The organism is Streptomyces sp. NPDC041784, assembly GCF_055591025.1.
This window is the reverse complement of record NZ_JBVJAB010000020.1, coordinates 106,988-130,320: the sequence shown is the minus strand read 5'-3', so window position 1 is coordinate 130,320 and position 23,333 is coordinate 106,988. Positions and strand designations below refer to the sequence as shown.

Sequence of the window (23,333 nt, the reverse complement as noted above, 5' to 3'; positions counted from 1 at the left end):
TTGGAACTGCTGGAACGCATCAAGTCTCCGGCCGACCTGCGCGGCCTCGACCCCCTCGACCTCGACCGGCTCGCCGACGAGATCAGGGACCTGCTCATCGAACGGGTGACCCGCAACGGCGGTCACCTCGGCCCCAACCTGGGGGTGGTCGAGCTGACCATCGCCCTGCACCGCGTCTTCGACTCCCCGCGCGACAGCCTGGTCTGGGACACCGGCCACCAGGCGTACGTGCACAAGCTGCTCACCGGCCGGGCCGCCGACTTCGCCACGCTGCGCACCCGCGGCGGCATGTCCGGCTACCCCTGCCGGGCCGAGTCCGAGCACGACCTGGTGGAGAACTCACACGCCTCCACCGCCCTGTCCTACGCCGACGGCCTCGCCCACGCCCGCCAGTCGCGCGGCGACCCGGGCCATGTGGTCGCCGTGATCGGCGACGGCGCGCTCACCGGCGGCATGTCCTGGGAGGCCGTCAACAACATCGCGGCCGCGCCCGGCCGTCCGCTGGTCGTCGTCATCAACGACAACGCCCGCTCCTACGCCCCGACCGTCGGCGGACTCGCCCAGCACCTCGCGGCGCTGCGGACCTCGCGCGGCTACGAGGAGTTCCTGGAGCGCGCCAAGTACACCCTCCAGGGCGTGCCCGCCGTCGGCGGCACCGTCTACCGCGCCCTGCACGGGGCGAAGAAGGGACTCAAGGACTTCCTCACCCCGCAGGCGCTCTACGAGGACCTCGGCCTGAAGTACCTCGGGCCCGTCGACGGCCACGACCGCGAGGCCGTCGAGGCGGCGCTGCGTCGCGCCCGCGCCTTCGGCGGCTCGGTGGTGGTGCACTGCATCACCGAGAAGGGCCGCGGCTACGCGCCCGCCGAGGAGGACACCCGGGACCGCTTCCACGCCGTACGCGCCGCCCCCGCCCCCGGACAGCCGAAGGCCGGCGGGCCCACCTGGACGGCGGCCTTCGGCGAGGAACTCCTCACCCAGGCCGAGCGGCGGCCCGACGTCGTCGCGCTGACCGCCGCCATGCTGGAGCCCGCCGGTCTGCTCCCCCTGCAACGCGCCCTGCCCGCACGGGTGGTGGACGTCGGCATCGCCGAGCAGCACGCGGTGACCTGCGCCGCCGGCATGGCCATGGGCGGTCTGCACCCGGTCGTGTGCGTCTACGCGACCTTCCTGAACCGGGCGTTCGACCAGGTCCTCATGGACGTGGCCCTGCACCGGCTGCCGGTGACCTTCGTCCTCGACCGGGCCGGGATCACCGGCGACGACGGGGCCTCCCACAACGGGATCTGGGACCTGGCCGCGCTCCAGGCCGTCCCGGGCCTGCGGATCGCCGCCCCCCGGGACCGGGCCACCCTGCGCCGCCAGCTCGACGAGGCGCTCGGCACCGAGGACGGCCCGACCCTGCTGCGCTACCCCAAGGGCTCCCTGCCGTCCGACCTGCCCGCGCTCGAACGGATCGCCGGGCCGGAGGGGACCACGTCCGTCGACGTGCTGGCCCGCTCCGGCGAGGACGTCCTGCTCGTCGCGGTCGGCGCCCTCGGCGGCCCCTGTGCGGCCGCCGCCCGGGACCTCGCCGAACAGGGCATCGGCTGCACGGTCGTCGACCCCGGCTGGGTGAAGCCCGTCCCCCGGGCGCTGGTGGACCTGGCCGCACGGTTCGACGTCGTGGTCACGGCCGAGGACGGCCTGCGCGCCGGCGGTGTCGGCGAGACCCTGGCGGCGGCGCTGCGGGAGGCCCGCGCCGTCCCCCGCGAACTGCGCACGCTCGGGGTGCCCACCGGGTTCCTGGAACACGCCTCCCGCGCCGAACTGCTCCGGGAGTGCGGTCTGTCGAGCGACCGGATCGCCGAACAGGTCGCGGAAGCGGTGGCCGAGGCCACCGGACGGCCCCCACTGAAGGGAGCGGTGTGATGAGCACGTCCGTCGCACTCGGGATGCCTGCCGTGCCCGCCCGGCTCGCCCCCCGCCGCCCGACGCGGCAGATCCGGGTGGGCTCCGTGGCGGTCGGCGGCGACGCCCCGGTGTCCGTGCAGTCCATGACCACGACCCTCACCGCCGACGTGGACGCGACGCTCCAGCAGATCGCGCAGCTCACCGCGTCCGGCTGCCAGATCGTCCGCGTCGCCTGCCCCTCCCAGGACGACGCCGACGCCCTGCCGCAGATCGCGAGGAAGTCGAAGATCCCGGTGATCGCCGACATCCACTTCCAGCCCAAGTACGTGTTCGCCGCCATCGACGCCGGCTGCGCGGCCGTCCGGGTCAACCCCGGCAACATCAAACGCTTCGACGACAAGGTCAAGGAGATCGCGAAGGCCGCCGCCGACGCGGGCGTCCCCATCCGGATCGGCGTCAACGCCGGCTCCCTCGACCAGCGGCTGCTGAAGAAGTACGGCAAGGCCACCCCCGAGGCGCTGGTGGAGTCGGCCCTGTGGGAGTGCTCGCTGTTCGAGGAGCACGGCTTCCGGGACATCAAGATCTCGGTCAAGCACAACGACCCCGTCGTCATGGTCGACGCCTACCGGCAGCTCGCCGCCCGGTGCGACTACCCCCTCCACCTGGGCGTGACGGAGGCCGGACCCGTCTTCCAGGGCACCATCAAGTCGGCGGTCGCGTTCGGCGCGCTGCTCGCCGAGGGCATCGGCGACACCATCCGGGTCTCCCTGTCGGCCCCGCCCGTCGAGGAGGTCAAGGTCGGCATCCAGATCCTGGAGTCGCTGAACCTGCGCCAGCGCCGCCTCGAGATCGTCTCCTGCCCCTCCTGCGGCCGTGCCCAGGTCGATGTGTACAAGCTCGCCGACCAGGTCCTGGCCGGGCTCGACGGCATGGAGGTGCCGCTGCGCGTCGCCGTCATGGGCTGCGTCGTCAACGGCCCCGGCGAGGCCCGCGAGGCCGACCTCGGCGTCGCCTCCGGCAACGGCAAGGGCCAGATCTTCGTCAAGGGCGAGGTCATCAAGACCGTCCCCGAGTCCAAGATCGTCGAGACCCTCATCGAGGAGGCCATGAAGATCGCCGAGCAGATGCAGGACGACGGCACCCCGTCCGGAGCACCGGACGTCACCGTCCTCTGACACCGCCACGGCAGCCAACCCAGCACAGCAGAAGGGCGCAATTCGTATGAGCTCCGTCAGCTTCGACGTGACCCCTCCGCACGCCCCCGGCACCACCTGGCGGCTCGGCGCGGAACTCTTCCTCCCGGCCGGTGACCCGCCCGACACGGTGCAGCTCCTGCTGCCGGGGCTCACCTACGACCGCCGCTACTGGACCGCACCCGGAGCCCTCGACTACACCCGGCACGCGGTCGGCGAGGGCTACGCCGTCCTCGCCCTCGACCGCCCCGGCACCGGCGCGAGCGAGCACCCGCCCGCCGAACAGGTCACGGTGGAGAGCAACGTCGAGGCCGTGCACCAGGTGGTGACCGCCCTGCGCCGGGGCGCGCCCGGCCTCCCTGCTTTCCGCCACGTGGTCGCCGTCGGGCACTCCCTCGGCTCCGGCATCGCGCTGATCGAGGCGGCCCGCCACCGCGATCTGGACGCCCTGGTCGTCACCGGCCTGCTGCACGCCCTCGGCCCGCTCTACCCGGAGGCGATACCGGCGCTCTACCCGGCCGCCGCGGACGAGCTTCTCGCCCCCTCGCAGCCGCCGGAGAACTACCTGACCACCCTGCCCGGCCGCCGCGCCGCCCTGTACGAGCACCCGGCCGGCATGGACCCCGGCCTGTCCGCCTACCACGAGGACACCAAGTCGACCGTGACCGCCGGGGAGGGCTTCACCCTGGAGGCCATCTACCAGCCGGAGGTGGCCGCCGAGGTCCGGGTGCCCGTCCTGCTCGTGGTCGGCCGCGAGGACCGGCTCTTCGGCGGCGGCGACGTCTCGACCGAGGACGCCGCGTCCGTCGTCGCCTACGAGCGGAAGTTCTACACCGGCACCAGCGACCTGGAGGCGTTCGTCGTGCCGGACGCCGCCCACTCCCTCAACGTCCACCGCACCGCGCCGAGCTGGTACGCCGCCGCCCACGAGTGGCTCGCCCGCCGAGGCCCGGCCCATGAGTGACCCGAGCACCCGAGTGAGAGAAAGGGGCAGGACATGACCGACCTCGGCGCCCGCCCGCACGGCGGCAGCCACGCCGTGGTGCTGGGCGGCAGCCTCGCCGGACTCTGCGCGGCGGCCGCGCTGGCCCCGCACGTGGACCGGGTCACGCTCGTGGAGCGCGACCGCTACCCCGACGAGCCGCGCTGGCGGCGCGGCGTGCCCCAGGCCCGCCACACCCACAACCTGCTGGGCGCCGGCCAGCGCTCCCTCGACCTGCTCCTGCCCGGCCTGCTCGGCGAACTGCGCGACCTGGGCATGGTCGAGGTCCGGATGCCGCAGGACATGCTGCTCCTGGTGGCGGGCGGCTGGGTGGACCGCTTCGACAGCCGGCACGTGGTCCTGTCCGGCTCGCGCGACCTGCTCGACTGGGCCGTCCGCCGCCGGCTGCGCCGACTGGCCACCGTGGAGTTCCGCGAGGAGACGGAGGCGGTCGGACTCGTCGCCGGAGGGGGCGACACGGTCCGCGGTGTGCTGCTGCGGGACCGGGACCCCTCGGCGCGCACCGGCTGGGGAGAGCCGTACGAGCTGGAGGCCGACCTCGTCGTGGACGCCACCGGCCGCGGCTCGCGCGCCCCGGCCTGGCTCCAGAGCCTCGGCTACCAGGCCCCCGAGGAGACCGTCGTGGACGCCGGCTGCGCCTACGCCACCTGCGTCTTCGAACCCCCGCCCGGCCACACCGCCGACTGGAAGTGCGTGCTGCTCCAGTCCACCCCCGAGGAGCCCCGCTCCGGCATCCTCAACCCCATCGAGAACGACCGCTGGATGGTCTCCGTGGCCGGCCTCGGCGGCGAACGGCCGCCCCTCGACCACGCGGGCTTCGTCGACTTCGCCAAACGCCTGCGCAGCACCGTCCTGTACGACGCGATCCGCGACGCGAAACCCCTGGGCGAGGTGTACGGATCGGGCCGCACGGAGAACCGCCGGCGCCACTACGAACGGCTGACCCGCTGGCCCGACCGCTTCCTCGTCCTCGGCGACGCCGTCGGCGCCTTCAACCCGGCCTACGGACAGGGCATCTCCGTCGCCGGGATGAGCGCCCTCGTGCTGCGCCGGGCCCTGGAACGGGCCGGGACCCGCGGCACCGGCCGGATCCCGGCCGGTCTCACGGGCCCGCTGCGCAAGCGGATCGCCCGCTGCGTGGACGCCGCGTGGATGCTGTCGGGCAACGCCGACCTGGCGTACCCGGGGGCCGCCGACGGCCCGCTGCCGCTCGCCGCACGGCTCGGCAAGCGCTACACCGACCGGCTGCTGAAGGTGGCGACCACCGACCGGACCGTGGCCACGGCCCTGTTCGACATGACCCATCTGCTGGCCCCGCCCCAGGTCGTGCTCCGGCCGAGGGTGCTGGCCTCCGTGCTGCGCGGCCCGAGGAACGCGACGTCCCCGACCACCTCGCCCCCCGGCCGCGCCGGAGGGGCCCGCCTCCCCGAGGAACGCCCATGACCACCGAGTCCCAGCGCATGGTGGAGGTCTACCGCAAGCGGGCCAAGCGGTACGACGTCACCTCCAACCGTCTCTACCTCATCGGCCAGCGCACCATGGCCTACAAGCACCTGGCCCTGGAACAGCTCGCCCTGCGCCCCGGCGACACGGTCGTCGACGCCGGCTGCGGCACCGGCCACAACCTCCCGCTGCTCGCCGAGGCGGTGGGACCGACCGGCCGGGTGATCGGCGTGGACCTCACCGACGCCATGCTGGAACAGGCGGAGGACCGGGTACGGCGGGCCGGGCTCTCCCAGGTCTCCCTGGTGCAGGCCGATCTGACGACGTACCAGTACCCGGAGGACGTGCGCGGGATCATCGCCTGCTTCTCCCTGACCCTCATCGGCGAGTACGCCAAGGTCGTCGAGCGCGGCTACGAGGCGCTCGGCCCCGGCGGGCGCTGGGTGGTGCTGGACTACCGGCTGCCGCGCTGGTGGCCGCAGCGGCTGATCCCCGCACTGGGCCCGATGATCGCCCCGTTCGGCGGCGACACCAGCATGGTCCTGCGCCACCCGTGGGAGCCGGTCCAGGAGGGCGCCGCCCGCCACCGCACGCTGACCCGGTACGGCGGCTGGGTGTACGTCACGGTGGGTGAGGCACCGGGGCGGTAGGCGGGGCCCGGCCCCGGCCCGGGCGGGACGCGGCCCGCCCCGGCCCGCCCCGCCCCGCCCCGGCCCGGGCCGGGGCCGGCTCGGCCCGGTCACGCGCGCGGCTCGCGGCAGGGAGGACGCCGAGCGGTCGCCGACCGAGGCGGTGCGCCGGATTCTCGGGCATGCCCGGCGGGAAGGACTTCCCGACGTGACCACCGAATCCACCACCCACCTCACCGAGGCCGTCGTCGACAGCCTCCGGGGCACGGCCGACCCCCGGTTGCGCGAGCTGCTCACCGCCCTCACCCGTCATCTGCACGCCTTCGTCCGCGAGACGGAGCCGACCGTGGCGGAGTGGGAGCGTGCCGTCGGCTTTCTCACGGCGACCGGGCGAATGTGCTCGGACACCCGGCAGGAGTTCGTCCTCCTGTCGGACGTGCTCGGGGTCTCCATGCTCGTCGAGACGATCAACAGCCACGGGCACGGGGACGTGACCGAGTCGACGGTGCTCGGCCCCTTCCACATGACCGAGTCACCGGTCCGCGCGCTCGGCGCCGACCTCGACCTGGTCGGCGGCGGCGAGCCGTGCGTCGTCAGCGGACGGGTGCTGTCCCGGGACGGCACCCCGCTGCCAGGCGCGGTCCTCGACGTCTGGCAGGCGAACGCGCGGGGCTACTACGACGTCCAGCAGCCGGACGTCCAGCCGGCGGGCAACGGGCGCGGGCTGTTCACGACGGACGACGAGGGCCGCTTCTGGTTCCGCACCTGTGTGCCGAGCCCGTACCCCATCCCCACGGACGGTCCCGTCGGGGACCTGCTGCGGGCCACGGGCCGGCACCCCTACCGTCCGGCCCACATCCACTTCATCGCCTCGGCCGACGGGCATACGCCGGTCACCACGCACATCTTCGTGGCCGGCAGCGACCACCTCGACTCGGACGCCGTGTTCGCGGTCAAGGAGAGCCTCGTCCAGAACTTCGCCGAGACCGACGACCCGTCCCTGGCCCGGGAGTTCGGCATCCCGAACCCCTTCCGTCACGCGCGCTTCGACCTCGTCCTCGAGCCGGCCCGGTCATGAGGGGGTTCGTGCACGAGAGCCCTGCCGTGCGCGTCGTCCTCGGGCCCGGCGCCTCGGTCACCGCGACCCCCGGCGAGGCCGAACGGCTGGGACTGCGACGCCTGTTGGTGGTCAGCGGACCGCGTGGCGCCGAGACCGCCCGGGCGGTCGCCGACGCCCTCGGTGACGCCTGCGCCGGGCTGCACCCCGAGGCGCGGATGCACGTGCCCGCGGAGGTCGCCGACCGGGCCGTGGCGGTGGCGCGCGCGGTGGGCGCCGACGGCTGCGTGGCGGTCGGCGGCGGCTCCGCCGTCGGCCTCGGCAAGGTGATCGCGCTCCGCACCGGCCTGCCGCTGATCGCCGTGCCCTCGACGTACTCCGGCTCCGAGATGACCCCGGTCTGGGGCCTGACCGAGCACGGCGCCAAGCGCACCGGCCGCGATGCGTCGGTCCGCCCGCGCAGCGTCGTCTACGACCCCGAACTCACCCTGTCCCTGCCGGTGGCCCTCTCCGTGACCAGCGGCATCAACGCCGTGGCCCACGCGGCCGAGGCCCTGTACGCGCCGGACACCACACCGCTGACGTCACTGACGGCCGAGGAGGGCGCCCGGGCCATGACCGCCGCCCTGCCCGACCTGGCCGCCGACCCGCACGACCTGGACGCCCGCGGCCGCGCCCTGTACGGAGCCTGGCTCTGCGGCACCGCCCTCGGCGCCACCACCATGGGCCTGCACCACAAGCTGTGCCACGTCCTCGGCGGCACCTTCGGCCTGCCGCACGCCGAGACCCACACCGTGGTCCTGCCGTACGCCCTCGCCTTCAACGCGCCCGCCGTGCCCGGGGCCATGACCGCGCTCGGCCGCGCCCTGGACACCGACGACGTCCCGCACGCCCTGTGGGACCTCGCCGGCCGGCTGGGAGCCCCGCGCACCCTGGCCGAACTCGGCCTCGGGGAGGCCGACCTGGCGCCGGCGGCGCGCGAGGCGACCGGCTCGCCGTACCCCAACCCGAGGAACGTCACCGCGGACGACGTCCTGGACGTCCTGAGGGCGGCGTACGAGGGCGACCGGCCGGGCACGTGACCCCGACGGCCATCTCACCCCTCGACCGCGTCGGTGATCAGCGCCCGCAGCTGTGCGGCGGTGTGGTCGAGGGGCCGGGTGGCGCGCTCGGCGCGGCACATCGCCACCGTGCCCTCCACGGCCGCGACGACGAGCGTCGCGAGCTGGGCCGCCCGCTCGGCCGGCACGCCGTGCTCCCGCAGCGACGCGGCCAGCAGGTTCTCCCAGGTCGCGAAGGTCTCGGCCGCCGCCGCCACGGCGGGCGGGACCTCGTCGGTCGGCGGTTCCTCGATGGACACGGCCAGGACCGGGCAGCCGGCCCGGAAATCGGTCTCGACGACGATTTTCCGCCACAGCTCCAGGAACGCCGTGAGCCCCGCGACCGGCCCGGCTTCCAGTGCCCCGCGCAGCACCCGCGCGACCGTGTCCCCCGCGTACCGCACGGCCTCGGTGGCCAGCTGCTGCTTGCCCTCGGGGAAGTAGTGGTACGTCGAGCCCAGCGGCGCCTTGGCGTGCTTGGCCATCTCCCGGATGCTCGTGGCGCTCAGACCGCGCCGGCTGATCATGTCGGCCGCACCGGCCACGATCCGCTCGCGCGCCTGCGGGCTGGTTCTGGTCACGCGGGCACTCCCAGCTGGACTATAACGGCCGTCATAGTCTAGCCGAGGTGCTGATCCTGCCGGTCCCGCTGGTCCCGCTGGTCCCGCTGGTCCTGCTGGCCCGGCGCGGTGTACGGGCGTACAGCCCCGGCGGGATCCGGCCGGGTCGTCAGCAGACCCGGACGCCCGGCAGTTCGTTCTCCGGTGAGCTGACGTAGATGTTGGTGATGTAGCCCCCGTAGAGGGGGAGTTCGGCCCACCAGTCGTTCACGTACGGCGGCACCTCGACCTCCTCGCCCCGCTTCTGGCAGCGGATCAGCACCTCGACCCCCGCCGGGAGCCGGGTGAGCGTGGTCGACGAGGTGTTCGTGTCGGCCCGCACGCGCACGTCCGTGCCCCAGGTGCCGAACCAGGTGCCCTCCGGCCGCACGCTCCCGGGCACGTCCAGCGACCTGACCAGCCGGTTGAGGTTGGTGTAGGCGGCGCCGAAGGAGGTGCTCGTCGGCTGGAGGGTGTAGACGGCGACGATCGAGCGGTCCCCGGTTCCCACCGTTCCGGTGGTGTGCAGCGCCCGCCGCGTGATGTCCACGTCGTCCGCCCCGGCGGCCACGGCCGGCGCGCCGGCGTCGGATCCGCCCGCCGCCGCGGCGGCCGTGCCGGAGCACGTGCCGGTCTCGCCGAAGCCCGACCAGCCCTGCTTCACCGCCCACGGCCGCTCGAACGACGCCGGGATGCCGAAGCGCTGGTCGAACCCGTCCGACCCGCACCGCGTGGACTGCCGCAGATCACCCATGATCATCGTCCGCACGGTCGCGGGGGCGGTGTCCAGCAGATAGCGGTAGATCCGCACGGTGTCGGCCGCCGACAGGGCCGTGTAGCCCCAGACGCCCGACTGGCCCGCCGGTGGCGGCGCGGTGTCGGCGAGGCCGAGCCGCGCGACCATCCGGGTCACGATCGCGCTGCCGCCGTTCTCCCGCCAGTAGTCGGAGGCGGTGTCGTCGTGGCTGGAGCGCAGCATGAGGTCGAAGCGGGCGCGGTCGGCGGTGGTCAGGCTGTAGTTCGGGCCGCGGTTCCACAGGTGGTCGAGCGCGATGAGCAGTTTCACGACCGACGCGGACCGGAACTGCGTCCGCGGGTTGAGCTGTTCGGTGAAGGTCCCGGTCTGCCGGTCGAAGACCGCGACCCCCGCGGTCACCCCCGGAGGAACCACGACGGCGGTGGCGGCGGTGGGGGCGGTCGGTGTGTCACGCGGCGCGGACGGTGGCCCGGCGGCGCGGGCGGGGGCCGCCGCCGCGCCGACCAGGACCGCGGCCAGGAGACACCACCGCAGGACGACGGCCGCGAGGCAGCCTCGGACTGATGCGTACATTGCCTGGGATCCCCCGATCCTCATGGACCCGGGCCACGCCGCCGGTCCCGGCGGGTTCGCCGGGTCACCGGTCAGGGAGCAGTGAACGGCCTCACCGCCCCTCCCGTGAACCTCGGACCTGCCAGGGTGACCGCCGGCTACGCGTGTGCCTCCTCGTGTTCCCAGGTCGCCTGCACCAGCGCCCGTTCGGTGCCGGTCAGATAGACGGCCGCGGCCAGCCATACCCGGGCGTAGCGGTCCGGGTCGGCCTCGGCGGTGCGCCCGAAGACGTCCCGGGTGCGGCGGTCGGCCTCCGCGGTGAGCGCTGCCGACAGGTCCGCCGCCGCCCGGAACCCGCCGCGCCGCAGCGCCGCCCCGCCCTCGCCCCGGTCACCGTCGCGCGCGGGTTCGGCGACGGCCCGGCGGCCCCCGGACACGGCGACCTCGACCAGCCGGCGCAGCCGCCACAGCGGCGCCTCCGCCAGCGGGTCCGGCGGGACGCCGTCGGCACCGCCCACGGGCGGCAGGACCTCGGGCGGCGGCAGGTGCGCGCCCTGGAGCCGGTCGTAGCCCAGGTCGGCGTGACCCTGCCACTCCGCGGGCAGCCGCAGGGTCGCCTCGGTGTCCGGTACGGGGCCGACCGCCAGCGGCCGCAGCGTGGCGGCCCGGTCGGGGTCCAGCCGGCCGACCACCCGCAGCCGCAGTCCGGGCCGGGACGCCAGCCGACGGAAGTTGGCCGTGTGGGCGAGGTCCGGGTGGCCGTTGGCGGGGGTCAGCCGGATCAGCAGGCCCTCCGTGTCCGGCCGCCCGGGGGTCAGCTCCCGGGCGAGCAACTGGTCGCCCGCCGCGCCGACGAGGACGATGTCGCAGCCGATCAGCTCACGGGCCGTCTGTTCGGCCCGTTCCGGGTCGGTCGCCGCAGGCCCCGCGAGCCGTGCCGCGACGGCCTCGGCCAGGGGGCGGGCGAACAGCGCCGCGAGCGGTCCCGACGTCCAGGGCAGACCGGCGAGCGGAGTGGCCCGCACGCCCTTGCCGGAGCCGAGGCGGCCGTCCGGGGAGAGCGTCGCGCCGGAGATCAGCAGCCCGCCGCGGGAGAGCTGGGCGTGGTCCAGGGTGCCCGAACCGAGCGCCACACTGGCGGTGGCCGCACCCCGGGCCCGGGCCGGGCCACCGGGCTTGACGTCGGCCACGGAGAACCAGCGCCCGTCGTCGGAGACGAGATGCGTGACGACACCGCCGTATCCGGTCGCCGCGATCACCGGCTCCCGGCACACCCCGTGCACCCGCAGCCCGCCGCCCGGCCGGTAGGCGCGGCGGGCGGTGCCGACCAGCGCCGGATCCGGGTCCGCAGCCGCCAACAGGCCGGTGGTGAGCAGCAGTTCCCGCACGTTGGCCACCAGGTCGGCCAGCCGGTGGCCGGCGTGCCGGGCGCGGGCACCGCGCAGCCCGCGCACGACCCGCAGCGCGGCGGCCTCGGCGCGGTGCAGCCCGGCCAGCCGGGCCGTGTGCGCGGCCCGCAGCAGCTCCGCCTGCGGCACCGCGCCCGCGGCGGGCACCCCGGCGGCGAGCACGGCCGCCGTGGCCGCCCACAGACCGCTCGCGGCGGCGATCTGGGCGGGGGTGGGGCCGACGGGTGCCCCGGGCTCGGCGGCTTCGCCGGATTCGCCGGATTCGCCGGGTTTGCCGGGTTCCACCGGTTCGCCCGGTGTCCCGGCCTCGGCGCCCTCGGGTGTCCCGACGCCATCGGCGCCATCGGCGGCGTCCGCCGCGCCCTGCTCGGGCATCGCGTCCGCGTCGGCCACCGGGCAGGCGCCGAGCACGGCGGCGCGGTGCAGGCACCGGGGCGCGAGCAGACAACTGCACACCGCCTGCCCGGCGTCCGTGACGGTGCCGGAGGGGCCGGGTGTGAGGGCGACCTCGGCGTCCTCACCGCACCGCACCCGCAGCACGCCGTCGGCGGTGGTGACGGGCAGGGCCGCGTACGACTCGATCGCGGCGTCCAGCTTCTTGCGCAGCCGCGCGGTCAGGTTCTCGACGGCGGCGGCGACCACGTCGGGCGCCACCGGGGGCAGTTCGGCGTTCATCGGGTCGGCTTTCATCGGGTCTCTCCGCGGAGGCGGTCGCCCACCCAGCGGGCGAGGGCGAGGGGACTGAGGGCGGCGACGGGCATACCGGCCGCGACGAGTTGCTGGGCGACCGGCACCGAGTAGCGCGGGGTCCCGGTGTCGTCCAGGGCGGCGCAGCCCATCAGATGAACCCCGGAGGCGGCCAGGGACCGAACCTCGCCGAGAAGCCCGCCCAGCGGGTAGCCCTCCTCGAAGTCGCTCACCACCGCCACGAGCGTCCGGCTGGGCACGGTCACCAGGGAGCGGGCGTGCGCCAGCCCGGCGGCGATATGGGTGCCCCCGCCGACCCGTACCTCCAGCAGCAGGGACAGCGGGTCGTCCACCCGGTCGGTCAGATCGATCACGTCGGTCGAGAACGCCAGGAAGTGCGTGGACAGCGTGGGCACCCCGCCCAGCACGGCCGCGGTCAGCGCCGACCAGACCACCGAGGCCTCCATCGACCCGGACACGTCGACCACCAGGATCAGCCGCCAGTCCGCCTCCTTGCGGGAACGGGTGCTGAACACCGGCTTCTCCGGGACCACCATGGTCCGGCCGTCGGCCGTGCGGCGCGTGGTCGCGAGGTTGGCGCGCAGGGTGCGCGGCAGGTCCAGCCGGCCGCCGGGGCGGCGGGTCGGGCGCGGCGAGGCCAGTCCGGTCAGCGCCGGGCGCATCCGGGTGGCCAGCTCCTTCGCCAGCTCGTCGACCAGACGGCGCACCAGCGGGCGCAGCTTGGCCAGTTGCTGCTCCGGCATGCCCCCGGCGAGGGACAGCACGGAGGTGAGCAGGTCGACCGAGGGGCGCACCGCCTTCGGGTCCAGCTCGGCCAGCACATCGGTGCGGCCCTGGTCGGCTGCGCGCGCCAGCACCTCCTCGCGGACCTCCGCACCGAACAGCGCGTCCAGCTCCTCGGACCACTCGCGGGCGGTGGGGAACGACGTCTCCTGACCGCCGCCCGAACCGCCTTCCCGGCCGAAGTCCGAAGCACCCTCGCCGCGCCCGGTGCCGTACAGCTCGTCGAGCGCGTGCGCGTAACGGCGGGCGCCCGGCGGCAGCTTCTCGCTCTCCCGGCCGAGGAGCAGCCGCCAGCGGTCGGTGGGGGAGAGGTGGAGAGCGCCGGCCGCCTCGGAACGGGACGCGGCTTCGGCCACCGGCGCGGACGCGGCGCCGGGCGCGCCGCCGTCGGGACCTTCGGGAGCGTCCTGCCTGTCCCGTGTGTCCTGTACGTCGCCGTCGGGCCGCCCCGGAGCCTCCGGTACGGCGTTGTCGGCGCCCTCGGGCGCCTTCGCCTCAGCTCTCTCCTCCGCCCCCGTCGGCAGGCCCAGGGAGTTCACCGCCGCGAGGCCCGCCGCGTCCGCCGCCGTCCACAGGGCGAGGAGCCGGGGCGAGGCGCCGAGCGACAGGTCGAGCCGGTCGCCGAGGCGCTCGGTGACAGTGTCCAGCAGGCGGCCGCGGCCGGCCGGGCTGAGCGTGTCGAAGCCGCCGCGCAGCGCGGGCAGCCGGTCCAGGAACCCCTGGTCGGTGAGCGTGTCGATGCGGTTGAGCAGCGGGTCGAGCGCGGTCGGCGCCGACTGGAGCAGCGGTGCGGCACCGCTGAGCAGCCCGGTGAGCCGGCGGGCCAGCGCGTGCCGCCCGTCCGGGCCGGTGGCCGTGTCGATCCAGCCGGCGGCCCGTGCGCCGAGGACAGTGGCGTCGTCGAGGTCCAGCAGAACCCGGGCGGCCAGCGCGGCGCCCTGGACGAGCGGGGAGCCGGTGCGCGCGAGGGTGCCCAGCGCGTCGTCCATCCGCATCCCGAGCCGGTGGTCGCCGGCCCGCGAGGCCAGCGCGATCAGCGCGGCCGCGTCCTCCGGCTGGTCGCTGCCCGCGAGGCCGGGCAGCGCGCGGACCGCCGTCTCCAGCAGGTCGGTGGCGAGATCGGCGGCCGTCCGCCGGCCCTCGGGCGTGGTGCCGGGCAGATGGCCCCGGCGCAGCGCCTCCAACAGGTCGAGCGCCTCGAGGAGTTCGGGGAGCGTGGCGGCGGCGGGGAGCACGGCGGCCGCGTCGGCCAGCCGCTCGGCGACCAGCTCCGGCAGATCGCAGCGGGCGGCCGCGCGCAGCCCGGTGAGGACGAGTGCGCAGGTGGGCCCGCCGTCCGCCGACTCCCGGCGGAAGGTCTCCCGCAGGGTGCCCTCGGCGGCCAGCGCCGCGGTCACGCCCCGGATCCCGGCCAGATCGAGCCGGACCGGGACCGCCGGGGTCCACGACAGCCGCCACCGGGTGGTGAGCGCCGTGCCGTCGCCCGTGCCGGACACCTCCACGGCCTCGCCGTAGCCCGCGCCGCACACCGTGAGCCGCTGGAGCAGGATCTCCCGGCGGCCGTCCAGGGCGGAGCGGAACGGGTCGAGCCGCAGCTCGCGCGCGGCGGGGTCGTCCGGGCCGGGCAGCCGCAGCGCGGCCAGCTCCGCCTCCACGGATGGACCGAGCCCGGACCGCGGCGTGCCGGGCGCGATCCGGCCCCGGTCGGTGCCGACCAGGACCACTTCCAGCGCCCGCGCGAGGGCCCGGCCGCGGCCGAGCGGCTCGCCCTGGCCCATCACGGTCGTCAGCGCCTCCAGCACCTCGCCCCGCCCGGGAGCCGCGAGCCCCCGCACACTGGCCAGGTCGCCGGCCACCCGCAGGGTCTCGGCGGCTTCGCCGGTGCCCGCCGTGTGCCCGGCCGCACGCAGCTCCCGGCACACGTCGGTGATCGCCCGGGCCGCGGCGCCGTGCAGCAGCTCGGGGTCGCCGCCGGAGGTGAACACCGCCTGCTGCCAGCGCGGGTCCCGGATACCGGCCGGGTAGCCGGAACGGGAGTCCAGCAGATCGAAGGAGTACGGGACGAGCGAGGTGACCACGGGCGGCCGCTCCCCGACCAGCGGTGCCGCGCCGGCCAGGGGCGAGCCGACCCCCGGTGACGCCCCGTCGGCCGCGCGCGGCGCCGGCACCGCACCCCGCGCATCCGCCCGCTCCGTCAACGCCGGGGCGTGGAACGCGCCGACGACGGCCGCGACCCGGCGTCCGCCGGCCGAGGCGTGGGCGATCGTCGCGCGCATGTGCGCCTCGCGGGCCAGGTCCACGGACGGCACCCCGCCCGCCGACTCGGCGTCACGACGCAGCGCCCACCCCACACCAAGGGCGGCCCGCCGGATCGCCTCGGGCGGGCAGCCGGGCGCGAGCACCTCCACGCAGCGGTCCCACAGATCGTCACCGTCCCGCCCGGTGCCGGCGGCGGTGAGCGCGTCGGCGAAGGCGGTCGGCGAGACGACGGGCCGGGCCTCGGCGACGGCGTCGCGCGTGCGGCCGTCCGGTCCGGCCGCCGCCGTGCCGTCCGCGTCGCCTTCCGGCGTCGTACCGTCGCCGCTGTCACCCGTCGGCGTCGTACCACCGCCGCTCCACGCCGGATCCGACATCGGCAGATCGCAGCACACGACCTCCGCCCCCCGCTCCCGCGCCCAGCGGACCGCGGCGAGTTCGGGGGAGAAGTCGGCGAACGGGTAGAAGCCGAGCCGCCCGCCCTCGCCGGCCCCGGCCAGCGCCACCGGCGCCAGGGTGCCCGGGGCGGCCAGATGGGTGAGCCACGGCTGGAAGTCGGCGGGCAGCTCCACGCACACGACCTCGGCGCCGGAGGCGTCCAGCAGGGCGGGCACCGCCGCGGCGAGCGCCGGGCTGTGGTGCCGTACGCCGAGCAGGTACGGCGCCGCGGAGTCGGCGAGGGCCTCGACGGCCTCGCGCGGGTCCTGAGCGAGTGTCACCGGAGGTTCTCCCGCAGGTCCCAGAGGCGGCGCCAGGTCGCCGAGCCGTCCTCGGCGCGGCGGCGCACCGGGCCGTCCCAGTAGCCGAGCAGCCGCGCGTGGTCCGCCGGGTCGTCCTTGCGGACCACGCCGAGAAGATGCCCGGGCACGAGGTCGAGGGCGTCCCCGCCGGGCAGGTACGCGGTTGCCACGCCGAGGGAGGCGGCGACCTGCACCGCCTCGGCGGTGGACATCACCGTGCCCGGCCGCTCCACGTCCCAGCCCTCCGCGGACCGGCCGGCCCGCAGGTCGCGGAAGACGGTGACGAGCACGTCGAGCACCGCGTCGTCGACACCGAAGGCCGCGCCCGCCCGCTCGACGGCCGCCGTGGCCTGCCGCCGGACCAGCGCGGTCTCGGCGTCGACGTCGGCGATCGGGTGCACCGTCTCGAAGTTGAAGCGGCGCTTGAGGGCGGCCGACATCTCCGAGACACCGCGGTCCCGCAGGTTGGCGGTGGCGATTACGGTGAACCCGGGCGCCGCCGCGACCTGGGCATCGTCGGTGCCGGACAGCTCGGGCACGCTGATCCGCCGGTCGGACAGGATCGACACCAGGGCGTCCTGCACCTCAGGCAGACAGCGGGTGATCTCCTCGACCCGGGCCACCCGCCCGCTGCGCATGGCGCCGAGCACCGGCGAGTCCACCAGCGCCTGCGGGGTCGGGCCCTGGGCCAGCAGCAGGGCGTAGTTCCAGCCGTAGCGCAGGGCGTCCTCGGTGGTGCCGGCGGTGCCTTGCACGGTGAGCGCGCTGGTGCCGCAGACGGCGGCGGACAGCAGCTCGGAGAGCATCGACTTGGCCGTGCCGGGCTCGCCGACGAGCAGCAGGCCGCGCTCACCGGCGAGCGTGACCACGCACCGTTCCACGAGGGCGCGTTCGCCGACGAACTTGGGGGCGATCACCAGCCGGTCAGGCAGCGTCTCGTGCGGCTTGGGCAGCCTCAGCGCCTCGCCGCCGCTGCCGCACACGAAGGTGATCACGGCGCGTGGCGTCAGCCGCCAGCCGGGCGGGCGGGGCCCCTCGTCGTGGGCGGCGAGGAAGGCGAGTTCGGTGGCGTGGCGCTCTTCGGCGGGCAGGGTCTGCCGGGCCGGAAGGGCCGTCGCCGTGTCGGTCGGAGGCATGGATGTTCCTTGCTGGGTAGGTCGGTCAGTCGTCAGTCGTCAGTCGCCTGTCGTCTGTCGTCTGTCGTGCTCAGGATGGTGGGGGCGGTGGGAGAGGAAGCGCACCGGGGGTGTGCGACCGGGGGCGGGGGGGGGGGGGGGGGGGGGGGGGCCCCCCCCCCCCCCCCCCCCCCCCCCCGCCGCCCGTCGCTCAGCGGCGCCACCCGTCGCTCAGCGGCGCCGTCCGCGCCGCACCTTCAGCTCCTCGAACCGGGGCGCGTCGCCGTCCTGGATCCGCTGCCAGGCCCTGCGGTACAGGTCCGCGGCCGGTTCGGCCGGCACGATCACGCCGAACTGCGGGCGCTCGCCGCTCATCAGATCGCCGTACAGCGGCAGCTTCCACGGCTCCAGCGGGACGCGCGGCGCGCCGAGGTCGGCCCAGCCGCCGGGCAGGAAGAGCGAGCGTCCGGCCCTGGTGCGGCTGGCCTCCACCACCAGGTCGGTGGCGGCCAGTTCGGCGCGGGCGGCCTTGAGCCGGGCCGGCCTCCACCCGGTCCACCGCGCTGTTATGCGGTCGGTGGGGTCGGGCATGGCGAGCAGCATCAGGTAGAGCGTGGCGGCGTCCTCGCCGATGCCGTGCTCCTTGGCCGCCAGGGTGACCAGCTCGGGCACGGAGCGGCTCGGGTCCTGCGGCCACCACGTGCCGTCCTTGCCCCGCTCGCCCGCCAGGGGCTCGCCCGGGTCGGCGAGGAGGGCCGCGAACCGGGGGTCGCGGGCCAGACGCAGCGCCACCTCGGCCGGATAGGGCCGCTGGTCGCCGATGCGCACCGCCGGCAGATACGGGTCCTGGCCGGCCTCGTCGAGCAGGTCGACCCGGATGCCCGGGGCCGGCTGGTCGTCGTGGGTGGCGAGGACGACGGCGCCGTAGCGCTCGTAGCCCGGGCCGGTCTCGGTCGGGGTGCCCGCGGTCTTCCGGAAGGCGGGGAGGTTGATGTACTCCCCGAGGTCGAGGACCAGCCCGGGGTGGGCCAGCCGCTCGCGCACCGCGGTGAGCGCGGGCGGCAGCGCGGCCCGGAGGGGGTCGCCGGCGGGCAGGCGGTGGGCGAGCCAGGCGGCGAGGCCGACCGAGCCGACCAGCGTCTCCGCCGTGAACCCGACCGCGTTCTCGCCGACGGGCCGGACCCGGTCGCCGCTGACCGCCCACTCCAGGTCCCGGGTGAGCCGGGGCTCACCGGCCGGGTGCAGCAGGGCGGGCAGCGCCTGGCGTACCTCCCACTGCGCGTGCCTGACGGCCCGCAGCGCGTCGCTGAGCAGTTCCTCGGGGATGGCCGTCCGCTTGCCGACCCTGGTGTTCCAGACCTCGGCCGCGGCGGACACGTCCGGTCCGTCGGTCCACAGGCGGGCGGGGTCGGCGGGCAGCAGCGCGGCCACCACCGCGGCGCGGATGTCGTCGTCGATGCCGCGCAGTTCGTCCTTGGCGACGGCCGCCGGGGCGACCTTCACCCCGATGACGGCTCGCGCCTCGGTGGTCAGGAACGTTCGCTCGTACTCCTCGACGTGCGGCAGTCCGGCCACGATCAGCCGGGCCATCGTCTCGGTGACCCCGGTGAGCCGGGCGAACTCCTCGGCGGCCGCCGGGAACCAGGGCGCCGGTCCGCGCGCGGCCAGCTCCGCGAGGAACGCGCCGAGGCGGCCCGCCTCTCCGTCCCCGGCGAGCCGGGCCGATTCCCGGAGCGTGTAGGGCTCCGGCGTCTCGAACCGCTCGGACGGGTCGTGGAAGAACCCGGTGAACACGCAGCCGTCGTCGTCCTGCGAGCGGCGCCCCACGCAGGCAACGAAGGCACCGCCGCCCAGCGGCAGCAGCCCGTTCCACTTGCCCTCGCGCCATTCGCCCGCCGGGGTGCGCAGCGGTCCGGCCGCCAGGTGCAGGACCACCTTGCGCCAGCGCGCGGCCCCGGCTCCCGCCAGGCCGAGCGTGTCGAACCCGGCGAGCAGCGTGCGCAGCACCTCGCGGTGCTCCTCGGTGGTGGTGCCCGCCGCCGCGCGGAACGCCAGGGCCGGCACGCGGTCGAGGAGCGTCTCCAGGTCCGGCTGTCCGGTCGGCAGCTCGGGCCCGTCCAGATGGAGGGGTACGGTCCGCTCCTCGGGCACGACGGCGGTGTCGTAGAGCCCGGCGGCCCGGTTCAGCACGCGCAGGGTGCGGAAGACGGTGTCGGCCTCATCGTCGCGGTTCCACCAGTAGCCGCGCGGCGCGCCGAGACCGCTCATCGCGTCGCGGAGCACGGCGTCCGGCGGCCCGGCCGGGCCCTCCGGCGCCAGGTCGCCGTCGAGCGCCCGGGTGAGCCGGGCGGCCGCCGCGTCCAACACGGCCTGCTGGCCGGCGGCGTGCCGCACCACTCCGGCGATGCCCGCGACGAGCGCGTCATGGGTGACGGGCAGCAGGGTGCGGACGGCACGGGGCAGTGCCTTCTCGTCCTCGTCCGCCGCGGCCGCCAGCAGGGCCGCCGAGGTGTCCCGGTCGATCCGCCGCAGCGCCTCGGAGCCCTCCGGGTCACGGGGCGTCAGGCACTCCCAGTACTGCACCGGAGGCAGCAGCAGGGTGCCCTCGCCGAAGACGCCCGGGGTGCGGTCCGTCTTGGCGACCGAGGTGACGACGCCGTCCGTGTCGACCAGTTCGAGCTGCCAGCCGCCGCGGACGACGGCACGCGCCCGGTCGGCGCCGGGGAACATCACGAGCGCGGCCGGCCGCCCGCCGTCCTGCGGCAGGGTGACGGTGTGTCCGGCGAGGTTCTCGGCGCGCCGGGAGCCGTCGGGCAGCCGCACCACGCGCAGCCCGATCAGCCCGTCCACGGGCGCGCAGGCGGGCGCCGGGCCCGTCGTCGGCGAGGGGCGCAGCCGGCCGACCTCGAACTCGCTGCCCTCGGGGGCGTCGCGCAGCGCGTCGGCCAGGAAGGCGGGCCGGCTCATCCGGCCGATCTCCCCGGTGGCCGGGTCGTACTCGAACCAGCCGCGCTCCTCCTCGTCGGCGCCGCCGGCCCGCCACACCCAGTACGCGACGCCGTCGGAGAGGATGCCGCACTCCTCGGGCAGCGTGGTGTCCCCGGCGTACAGCACGCCGGCGCCGGTGGTTCGGCCGCCGCCGGGCAGGGGCAGGGTGATCGGCAGGTCGCCCTTGTACCAGTCCATCTCGGTGCCCCGGGTGGAGCGGGGGCCCTGAAGGGTCTGGGGGGTGTCGGCGCGGGTGTGCCAGTAGCCGCGCAGGCCGTCGCCGCGGCTGTTCCAGTAGACCAGCAGCTCGCCGTCCACGTGGTGGAAGCCGGGGTCGCCCCAGCTGTCGTTCGCCGGGATCCGCAGATCGTGGGTGAGGACGGTGCCCTCGGCGCCGATCACCCGGGCCTGCGCCGCGCCCGCCACGATGAGGTGGGGCCAGGCGTCGGCCACGATCAGGTCCTCGACGTCGTCCTTCGGGACGAGGGTGGCCGTCGCGTCCTCCCAGGCGGGCCAGCCCAGTTCGTCGAAGAGCCCGGCCCGCAGCGTGCGCGCCAGCACCGGCGCGAGATCGGTGCCGACGGCCTCGCGCACCTCCTCCTCGGCGAGCGCCAGCGCCTCGGCGGGCAGCCACTTCAGCCGGGTCAGCGCGTCGGGCAGTTGGGGCAGGCCGACGGCGGTGAACCGCCGTACGACCCCGCGCACCCACTCCGCGAGCAGCGGTCGCCCGCCCGGCGACGCCGCCAGCAGGCGGATCGCCCGCAGCCCGTGGTCGTTGTCACCGAACTGGTCGGCGCCGCGCCGGAAGGCGTCGTGGAAGCGGGGGTCGGCGGCCAGCGACAGCAGCTCCCGGTGCCCTTCGCCCGGCGCCCACTGCGCCAGCGGCAGCTGCTCGCCCTGCCTCGGGGCGGCCACCGGCACGTCCAGGGACAGCAGCAGGTCGATCAGGTCGAGGTCGTGGGTGACCCGCACCGCACCCCCGGACGCGGCGAGTTCGGCCCGCAGCCGGTCCGCCGTCCGCTCCACCAGGGGATACAGCTCCGGCATCCGGGTGGAGCCGCGCCAGGACCGCGCCTGCTCCCGGAACGTCAGGAACCGCTCCAGCCAGCCCGCCGCGCCGTCCCGCGGCCGCTCCCGCGCGGGCAGCGAGCCGTCCCACAGCCCCGCCGTGGCACCGGACGCCTCCAGGACGTCCAGCCACATCGCGGGCATCTCGTCGTCGTGGCAGGAGGGGATCAGGTCCAGCAGGGCGCCCCGCATCCGCGGCTCCCGCGCGGCCAGCGCCACGAGGTCCGTCCGGTGCCCCTTCCACCAGCCCGCCGCCGCGCGCAGCGTGGCCGGCAGACCGAGCAGCTCGGCCAGGTACTCCTGCTCGGTCAGGTCCGCGTCCCGCCCGGCGGCGCGGGCCAGCCGGCGCAGGTCGTTCGCCATCTGGGCCGACGGCGGGAGGCCGCCCGCCGTGCGGCGCAGGCAGAGCCGGGTGAAGCGCCGCAGCGCCTCCTCGGCCGGCACGCGCGCGGCCAGCTCCTTCGCGTACGCCGACAGCACCTTCACCGGGAGCGCACCGGCCAGCGCGAACTCCAGGAAGACGGCGTCCAACCGCTCCTCCTCGACCGTCAGCCCGTGCTCCGCCTCCGCCTTGCGGGCGCGGGTGAACAACTGGGCCGCGTAGGTGGCGTTCTCCTCCGCGAGGAACACCCGCCCGGCCTGCTCGTAGAAGGTCGGCAGGAAATGCGGCACCGAGGCCGCGAGCCGTGCGCCCAGCTCCAGGTAGGCGTCCAGGGCCGCCTTCGGCTTGGACTTCGCCTGCCGGGCCGCCCGCTCCAGGTCCGGTACGACCCCCAGCGCGTGGTGACCGTCCTGCGGGTGGTGCACCAGTACCCACTCCGGGAAGCCCAGCGACTGGCGCAGCCCGAGGCCCACCACCGCCGGCTCCGCGTCCTGCACCAGACCCAGGTAGCCCGCGGCCAGGTCCTCCGCCGCGCCCAGCTCGCCCGCGACCAGCCGCACCACCACCCGGTCGTCCAGCCCCGGGTGACGGTACGTCCGCGTGGTCAGCGGCACCGCCCGCTCCCCGGCCCCCTCGGTGTCCGGCGGCAGCACCCCGCCCGCCGACAGCAGCTCCTCGTACGACACCCCAGTCCCCCCGCTCATGCGTCCTTGCCCTCCTCGATCACACGCCCGGCGTACAGCGCCGCGCCCATCCGCATCCCCTCCGACCAGGCCACCGGGCCCACCTCGCGCAGCGGCAGGGCGCGGCCCTCCTGGTCCTGCCAGGTGAGCGCCCCGGTCTCCACCTCGTCGTCCCAGTACGGCTCCCCGATCCACACGGAGGCCTCGACGGTCCGCCCGCCGTCGCGCACCCGGGTGGTGGCGTAGCCGCCCGACACGCGGTAACCCAGCGAGGAGGCGCGCGCGGCGAGGGCGAAGCGCGAGCGGAACGAGCCCCCGGTGAAGTCCCGCACCTCTCTGGCCTTGGCGTCGAAGTCGTCCGGGCGCCGCCAGGTCGCCCGGTGGATCTGCTCGACGCCCTGGACGATCCCCAGCTCCGCCGCGAACTCCCGCAGGTCGTCGAGGTCCGGCAGCAGCACCGGGTGCGGCAGCGTCACCGTGCGCGGGGACAGCCGGACCGTCTCGCCGTCGAGGTTCACGATCCGCAGCTCGCCGGAGTCCGTGGCGCCGCGCAGAAAGCCCACCTCGTCCGGGTCGTCGCCGACCACCGCAAGATCGCGCAGCGCGGACTGCCACGCCTCGTCCGGCCAGACCCGGGCCAGCAGACCCGTGGGCACGGGCAGTGACGACACCATCCAGGAGTCGACCTGCGCGACACACGCGGCGGCGTGCCGGTCCAGCCACTCGGCGAACCGCCGCAGCCGGTCCACCTCCGGATGGTCCTTCAGCGCGCGCGGCAGCGACTTCAACTGCCGTCCCGCCGCCCGGCCCGAGGTGGCGCGTGCCGCCACCCGCCCCTCCACCAGGGCGACTTCATACCCGTCACCCACCGACAGCCAACCCACGAGCCACAGCCTTCCGCGTCCGGAGCACAAGAAGAAAGCACAGTTCAGCCGGGGGAATCCCGGCCCCAGTGCGACGATGCTCAAACGCTAG

The 23,333-nt window shown here is 75.7% G+C and carries 15 protein-coding genes; 8 read left to right on the top strand and 7 right to left on the bottom strand.

Features of this window, described 5'->3' with window-relative positions; translation table 11 throughout:
- The 7 genes from dxs (at nt 1) to ACZ6D7_RS33860 (ending at nt 8,300) form a co-directional block, all read left to right on the top strand.
- On the top strand, nt 1–1,911 hold the full coding sequence (dxs, locus tag ACZ6D7_RS33890) for a 1-deoxy-D-xylulose-5-phosphate synthase (RefSeq protein ID WP_469499359.1): 1,911 nt from the start codon (nt 1–3) through the stop codon (nt 1,909–1,911).
- Nucleotides 1,911–3,068 (top strand): flavodoxin-dependent (E)-4-hydroxy-3-methylbut-2-enyl-diphosphate synthase, encoded by a 1,158-nt coding sequence (gene ispG / locus ACZ6D7_RS33885; RefSeq protein WP_469499356.1) that lies wholly within the window; start codon nt 1,911–1,913, stop codon nt 3,066–3,068. Before dxs ends, ispG begins: the two co-directional genes overlap by 1 nt.
- Nucleotides 3,069–3,114: 46 nt before the next feature.
- Nucleotides 3,115–4,050: an alpha/beta hydrolase gene (locus tag ACZ6D7_RS33880; RefSeq protein WP_469499353.1), complete on the top strand. Its 936-nt coding sequence runs from the start codon at nt 3,115–3,117 to the stop codon at nt 4,048–4,050.
- 33 nt (nt 4,051–4,083) lie between these two features.
- Nucleotides 4,084–5,532 (top strand): NAD(P)/FAD-dependent oxidoreductase, encoded by a 1,449-nt coding sequence (locus ACZ6D7_RS33875; RefSeq protein WP_469499351.1) that lies wholly within the window; start codon nt 4,084–4,086, stop codon nt 5,530–5,532.
- Complete coding sequence (locus ACZ6D7_RS33870) at nt 5,529–6,182, top strand: class I SAM-dependent methyltransferase (RefSeq protein WP_469499348.1); 654 nt, start codon at nt 5,529–5,531, stop codon at nt 6,180–6,182. The genes ACZ6D7_RS33875 and ACZ6D7_RS33870 overlap by 4 nt, the downstream gene beginning before the upstream one ends.
- Before the next feature lie 187 nt (nt 6,183–6,369).
- A complete protein-coding gene (locus ACZ6D7_RS33865; protein WP_469499344.1) occupies nt 6,370–7,239 on the top strand; it encodes an intradiol ring-cleavage dioxygenase in 870 nt (289 codons plus the stop codon).
- The gene (locus ACZ6D7_RS33860; RefSeq protein WP_469499341.1) at nt 7,236–8,300 is read left to right on the top strand and encodes a maleylacetate reductase; all 1,065 of its coding nucleotides are present in this window, start codon (nt 7,236–7,238) and stop codon (nt 8,298–8,300) included. The genes ACZ6D7_RS33865 and ACZ6D7_RS33860 overlap by 4 nt, the downstream gene beginning before the upstream one ends.
- Before the next feature lie 14 nt (nt 8,301–8,314).
- On the opposite strand, the gene ACZ6D7_RS33855 is transcribed toward ACZ6D7_RS33860, so the two are convergent.
- Nucleotides 8,315–8,899, bottom strand: coding sequence for a TetR/AcrR family transcriptional regulator (locus ACZ6D7_RS33855; RefSeq protein WP_469499338.1), 585 nt, complete (start codon nt 8,897–8,899; stop codon nt 8,315–8,317).
- Between the two features lie 47 nt (nt 8,900–8,946).
- On the opposite strand from ACZ6D7_RS33855, the gene ACZ6D7_RS33850 reads away from it, so the two are divergent.
- On the top strand, nt 8,947–9,096 hold the full coding sequence (locus tag ACZ6D7_RS33850; protein WP_469499335.1) for a hypothetical protein: 150 nt from the start codon (nt 8,947–8,949) through the stop codon (nt 9,094–9,096).
- Here ACZ6D7_RS33850 and ACZ6D7_RS33845 read toward each other — a convergent pair.
- The 6 genes from ACZ6D7_RS33845 to ACZ6D7_RS33820 all read right to left on the bottom strand — a co-directional run bounded on the left by ACZ6D7_RS33845 (nt 9,048) and on the right by ACZ6D7_RS33820 (nt 23,242).
- On the bottom strand, nt 9,048–10,247 hold the full coding sequence (locus tag ACZ6D7_RS33845; protein ID WP_469499332.1) for a hypothetical protein: 1,200 nt from the start codon (nt 10,245–10,247) through the stop codon (nt 9,048–9,050). The genes ACZ6D7_RS33850 and ACZ6D7_RS33845 overlap by 49 nt on opposite strands.
- Nucleotides 10,248–10,384: 137 nt before the next feature.
- Nucleotides 10,385–12,310 carry a hypothetical protein gene (locus ACZ6D7_RS33840; RefSeq protein WP_469499415.1) on the bottom strand — a complete coding sequence of 642 codons (1,926 nt, stop codon included), beginning with the start codon at nt 12,308–12,310 and terminating at the stop codon, nt 10,385–10,387.
- Nucleotides 12,311–12,321: 11 nt separating this feature from the next.
- Nucleotides 12,322–16,101: a vWA domain-containing protein gene (locus tag ACZ6D7_RS33835; RefSeq protein ID WP_469499329.1), complete on the bottom strand. Its 3,780-nt coding sequence runs from the start codon at nt 16,099–16,101 to the stop codon at nt 12,322–12,324.
- Complete coding sequence (locus ACZ6D7_RS33830) at nt 16,098–17,258, bottom strand: ATP-binding protein (RefSeq protein ID WP_469499326.1); 1,161 nt, start codon at nt 17,256–17,258, stop codon at nt 16,098–16,100. Before ACZ6D7_RS33830 ends, ACZ6D7_RS33835 begins: the two co-directional genes overlap by 4 nt.
- Before the next feature lie 210 nt (nt 17,259–17,468).
- Nucleotides 17,469–22,379: a DNA-binding protein gene (locus tag ACZ6D7_RS33825; protein ID WP_469499324.1), complete on the bottom strand. Its 4,911-nt coding sequence runs from the start codon at nt 22,377–22,379 to the stop codon at nt 17,469–17,471.
- The gene (locus tag ACZ6D7_RS33820) at nt 22,376–23,242 is read right to left on the bottom strand and encodes a DUF4132 domain-containing protein (RefSeq protein ID WP_469499321.1); all 867 of its coding nucleotides are present in this window, start codon (nt 23,240–23,242) and stop codon (nt 22,376–22,378) included. Before ACZ6D7_RS33820 ends, ACZ6D7_RS33825 begins: the two co-directional genes overlap by 4 nt.
- Nucleotides 23,243–23,333 lie beyond the last annotated feature (91 nt).

Bases quoted from the DNA above. Each gene is read 5' to 3' on its own strand.
- ispG (WP_469499356.1), top strand. From the start codon at position 1,911: ATGAGCACGTCCGTCGCACTCGGGATGCCTGCCGTGCCCGCCCGGCTC.
- ACZ6D7_RS33880 (WP_469499353.1), top strand. From the start codon at position 3,115: ATGAGCTCCGTCAGCTTCGACGTGACCCCTCCGCACGCCCCCGGCACC.
- ACZ6D7_RS33875 (WP_469499351.1), top strand. From the start codon at position 4,084: ATGACCGACCTCGGCGCCCGCCCGCACGGCGGCAGCCACGCCGTGGTG.
- ACZ6D7_RS33870 (WP_469499348.1), top strand. From the start codon at position 5,529: ATGACCACCGAGTCCCAGCGCATGGTGGAGGTCTACCGCAAGCGGGCC.
- ACZ6D7_RS33860 (WP_469499341.1), top strand. From the start codon at position 7,236: ATGAGGGGGTTCGTGCACGAGAGCCCTGCCGTGCGCGTCGTCCTCGGG.
- ACZ6D7_RS33845 (WP_469499332.1), bottom strand. From the start codon at position 10,247: ATGTACGCATCAGTCCGAGGCTGCCTCGCGGCCGTCGTCCTGCGGTGG.
- ACZ6D7_RS33840 (WP_469499415.1), bottom strand. From the start codon at position 12,310: ATGAACGCCGAACTGCCCCCGGTGGCGCCCGACGTGGTCGCCGCCGCC.
- ACZ6D7_RS33830 (WP_469499326.1), bottom strand. From the start codon at position 17,258: ATGCCTCCGACCGACACGGCGACGGCCCTTCCGGCCCGGCAGACCCTG.
- ACZ6D7_RS33825 (WP_469499324.1), bottom strand. From the start codon at position 22,379: ATGAGCGGGGGGACTGGGGTGTCGTACGAGGAGCTGCTGTCGGCGGGC.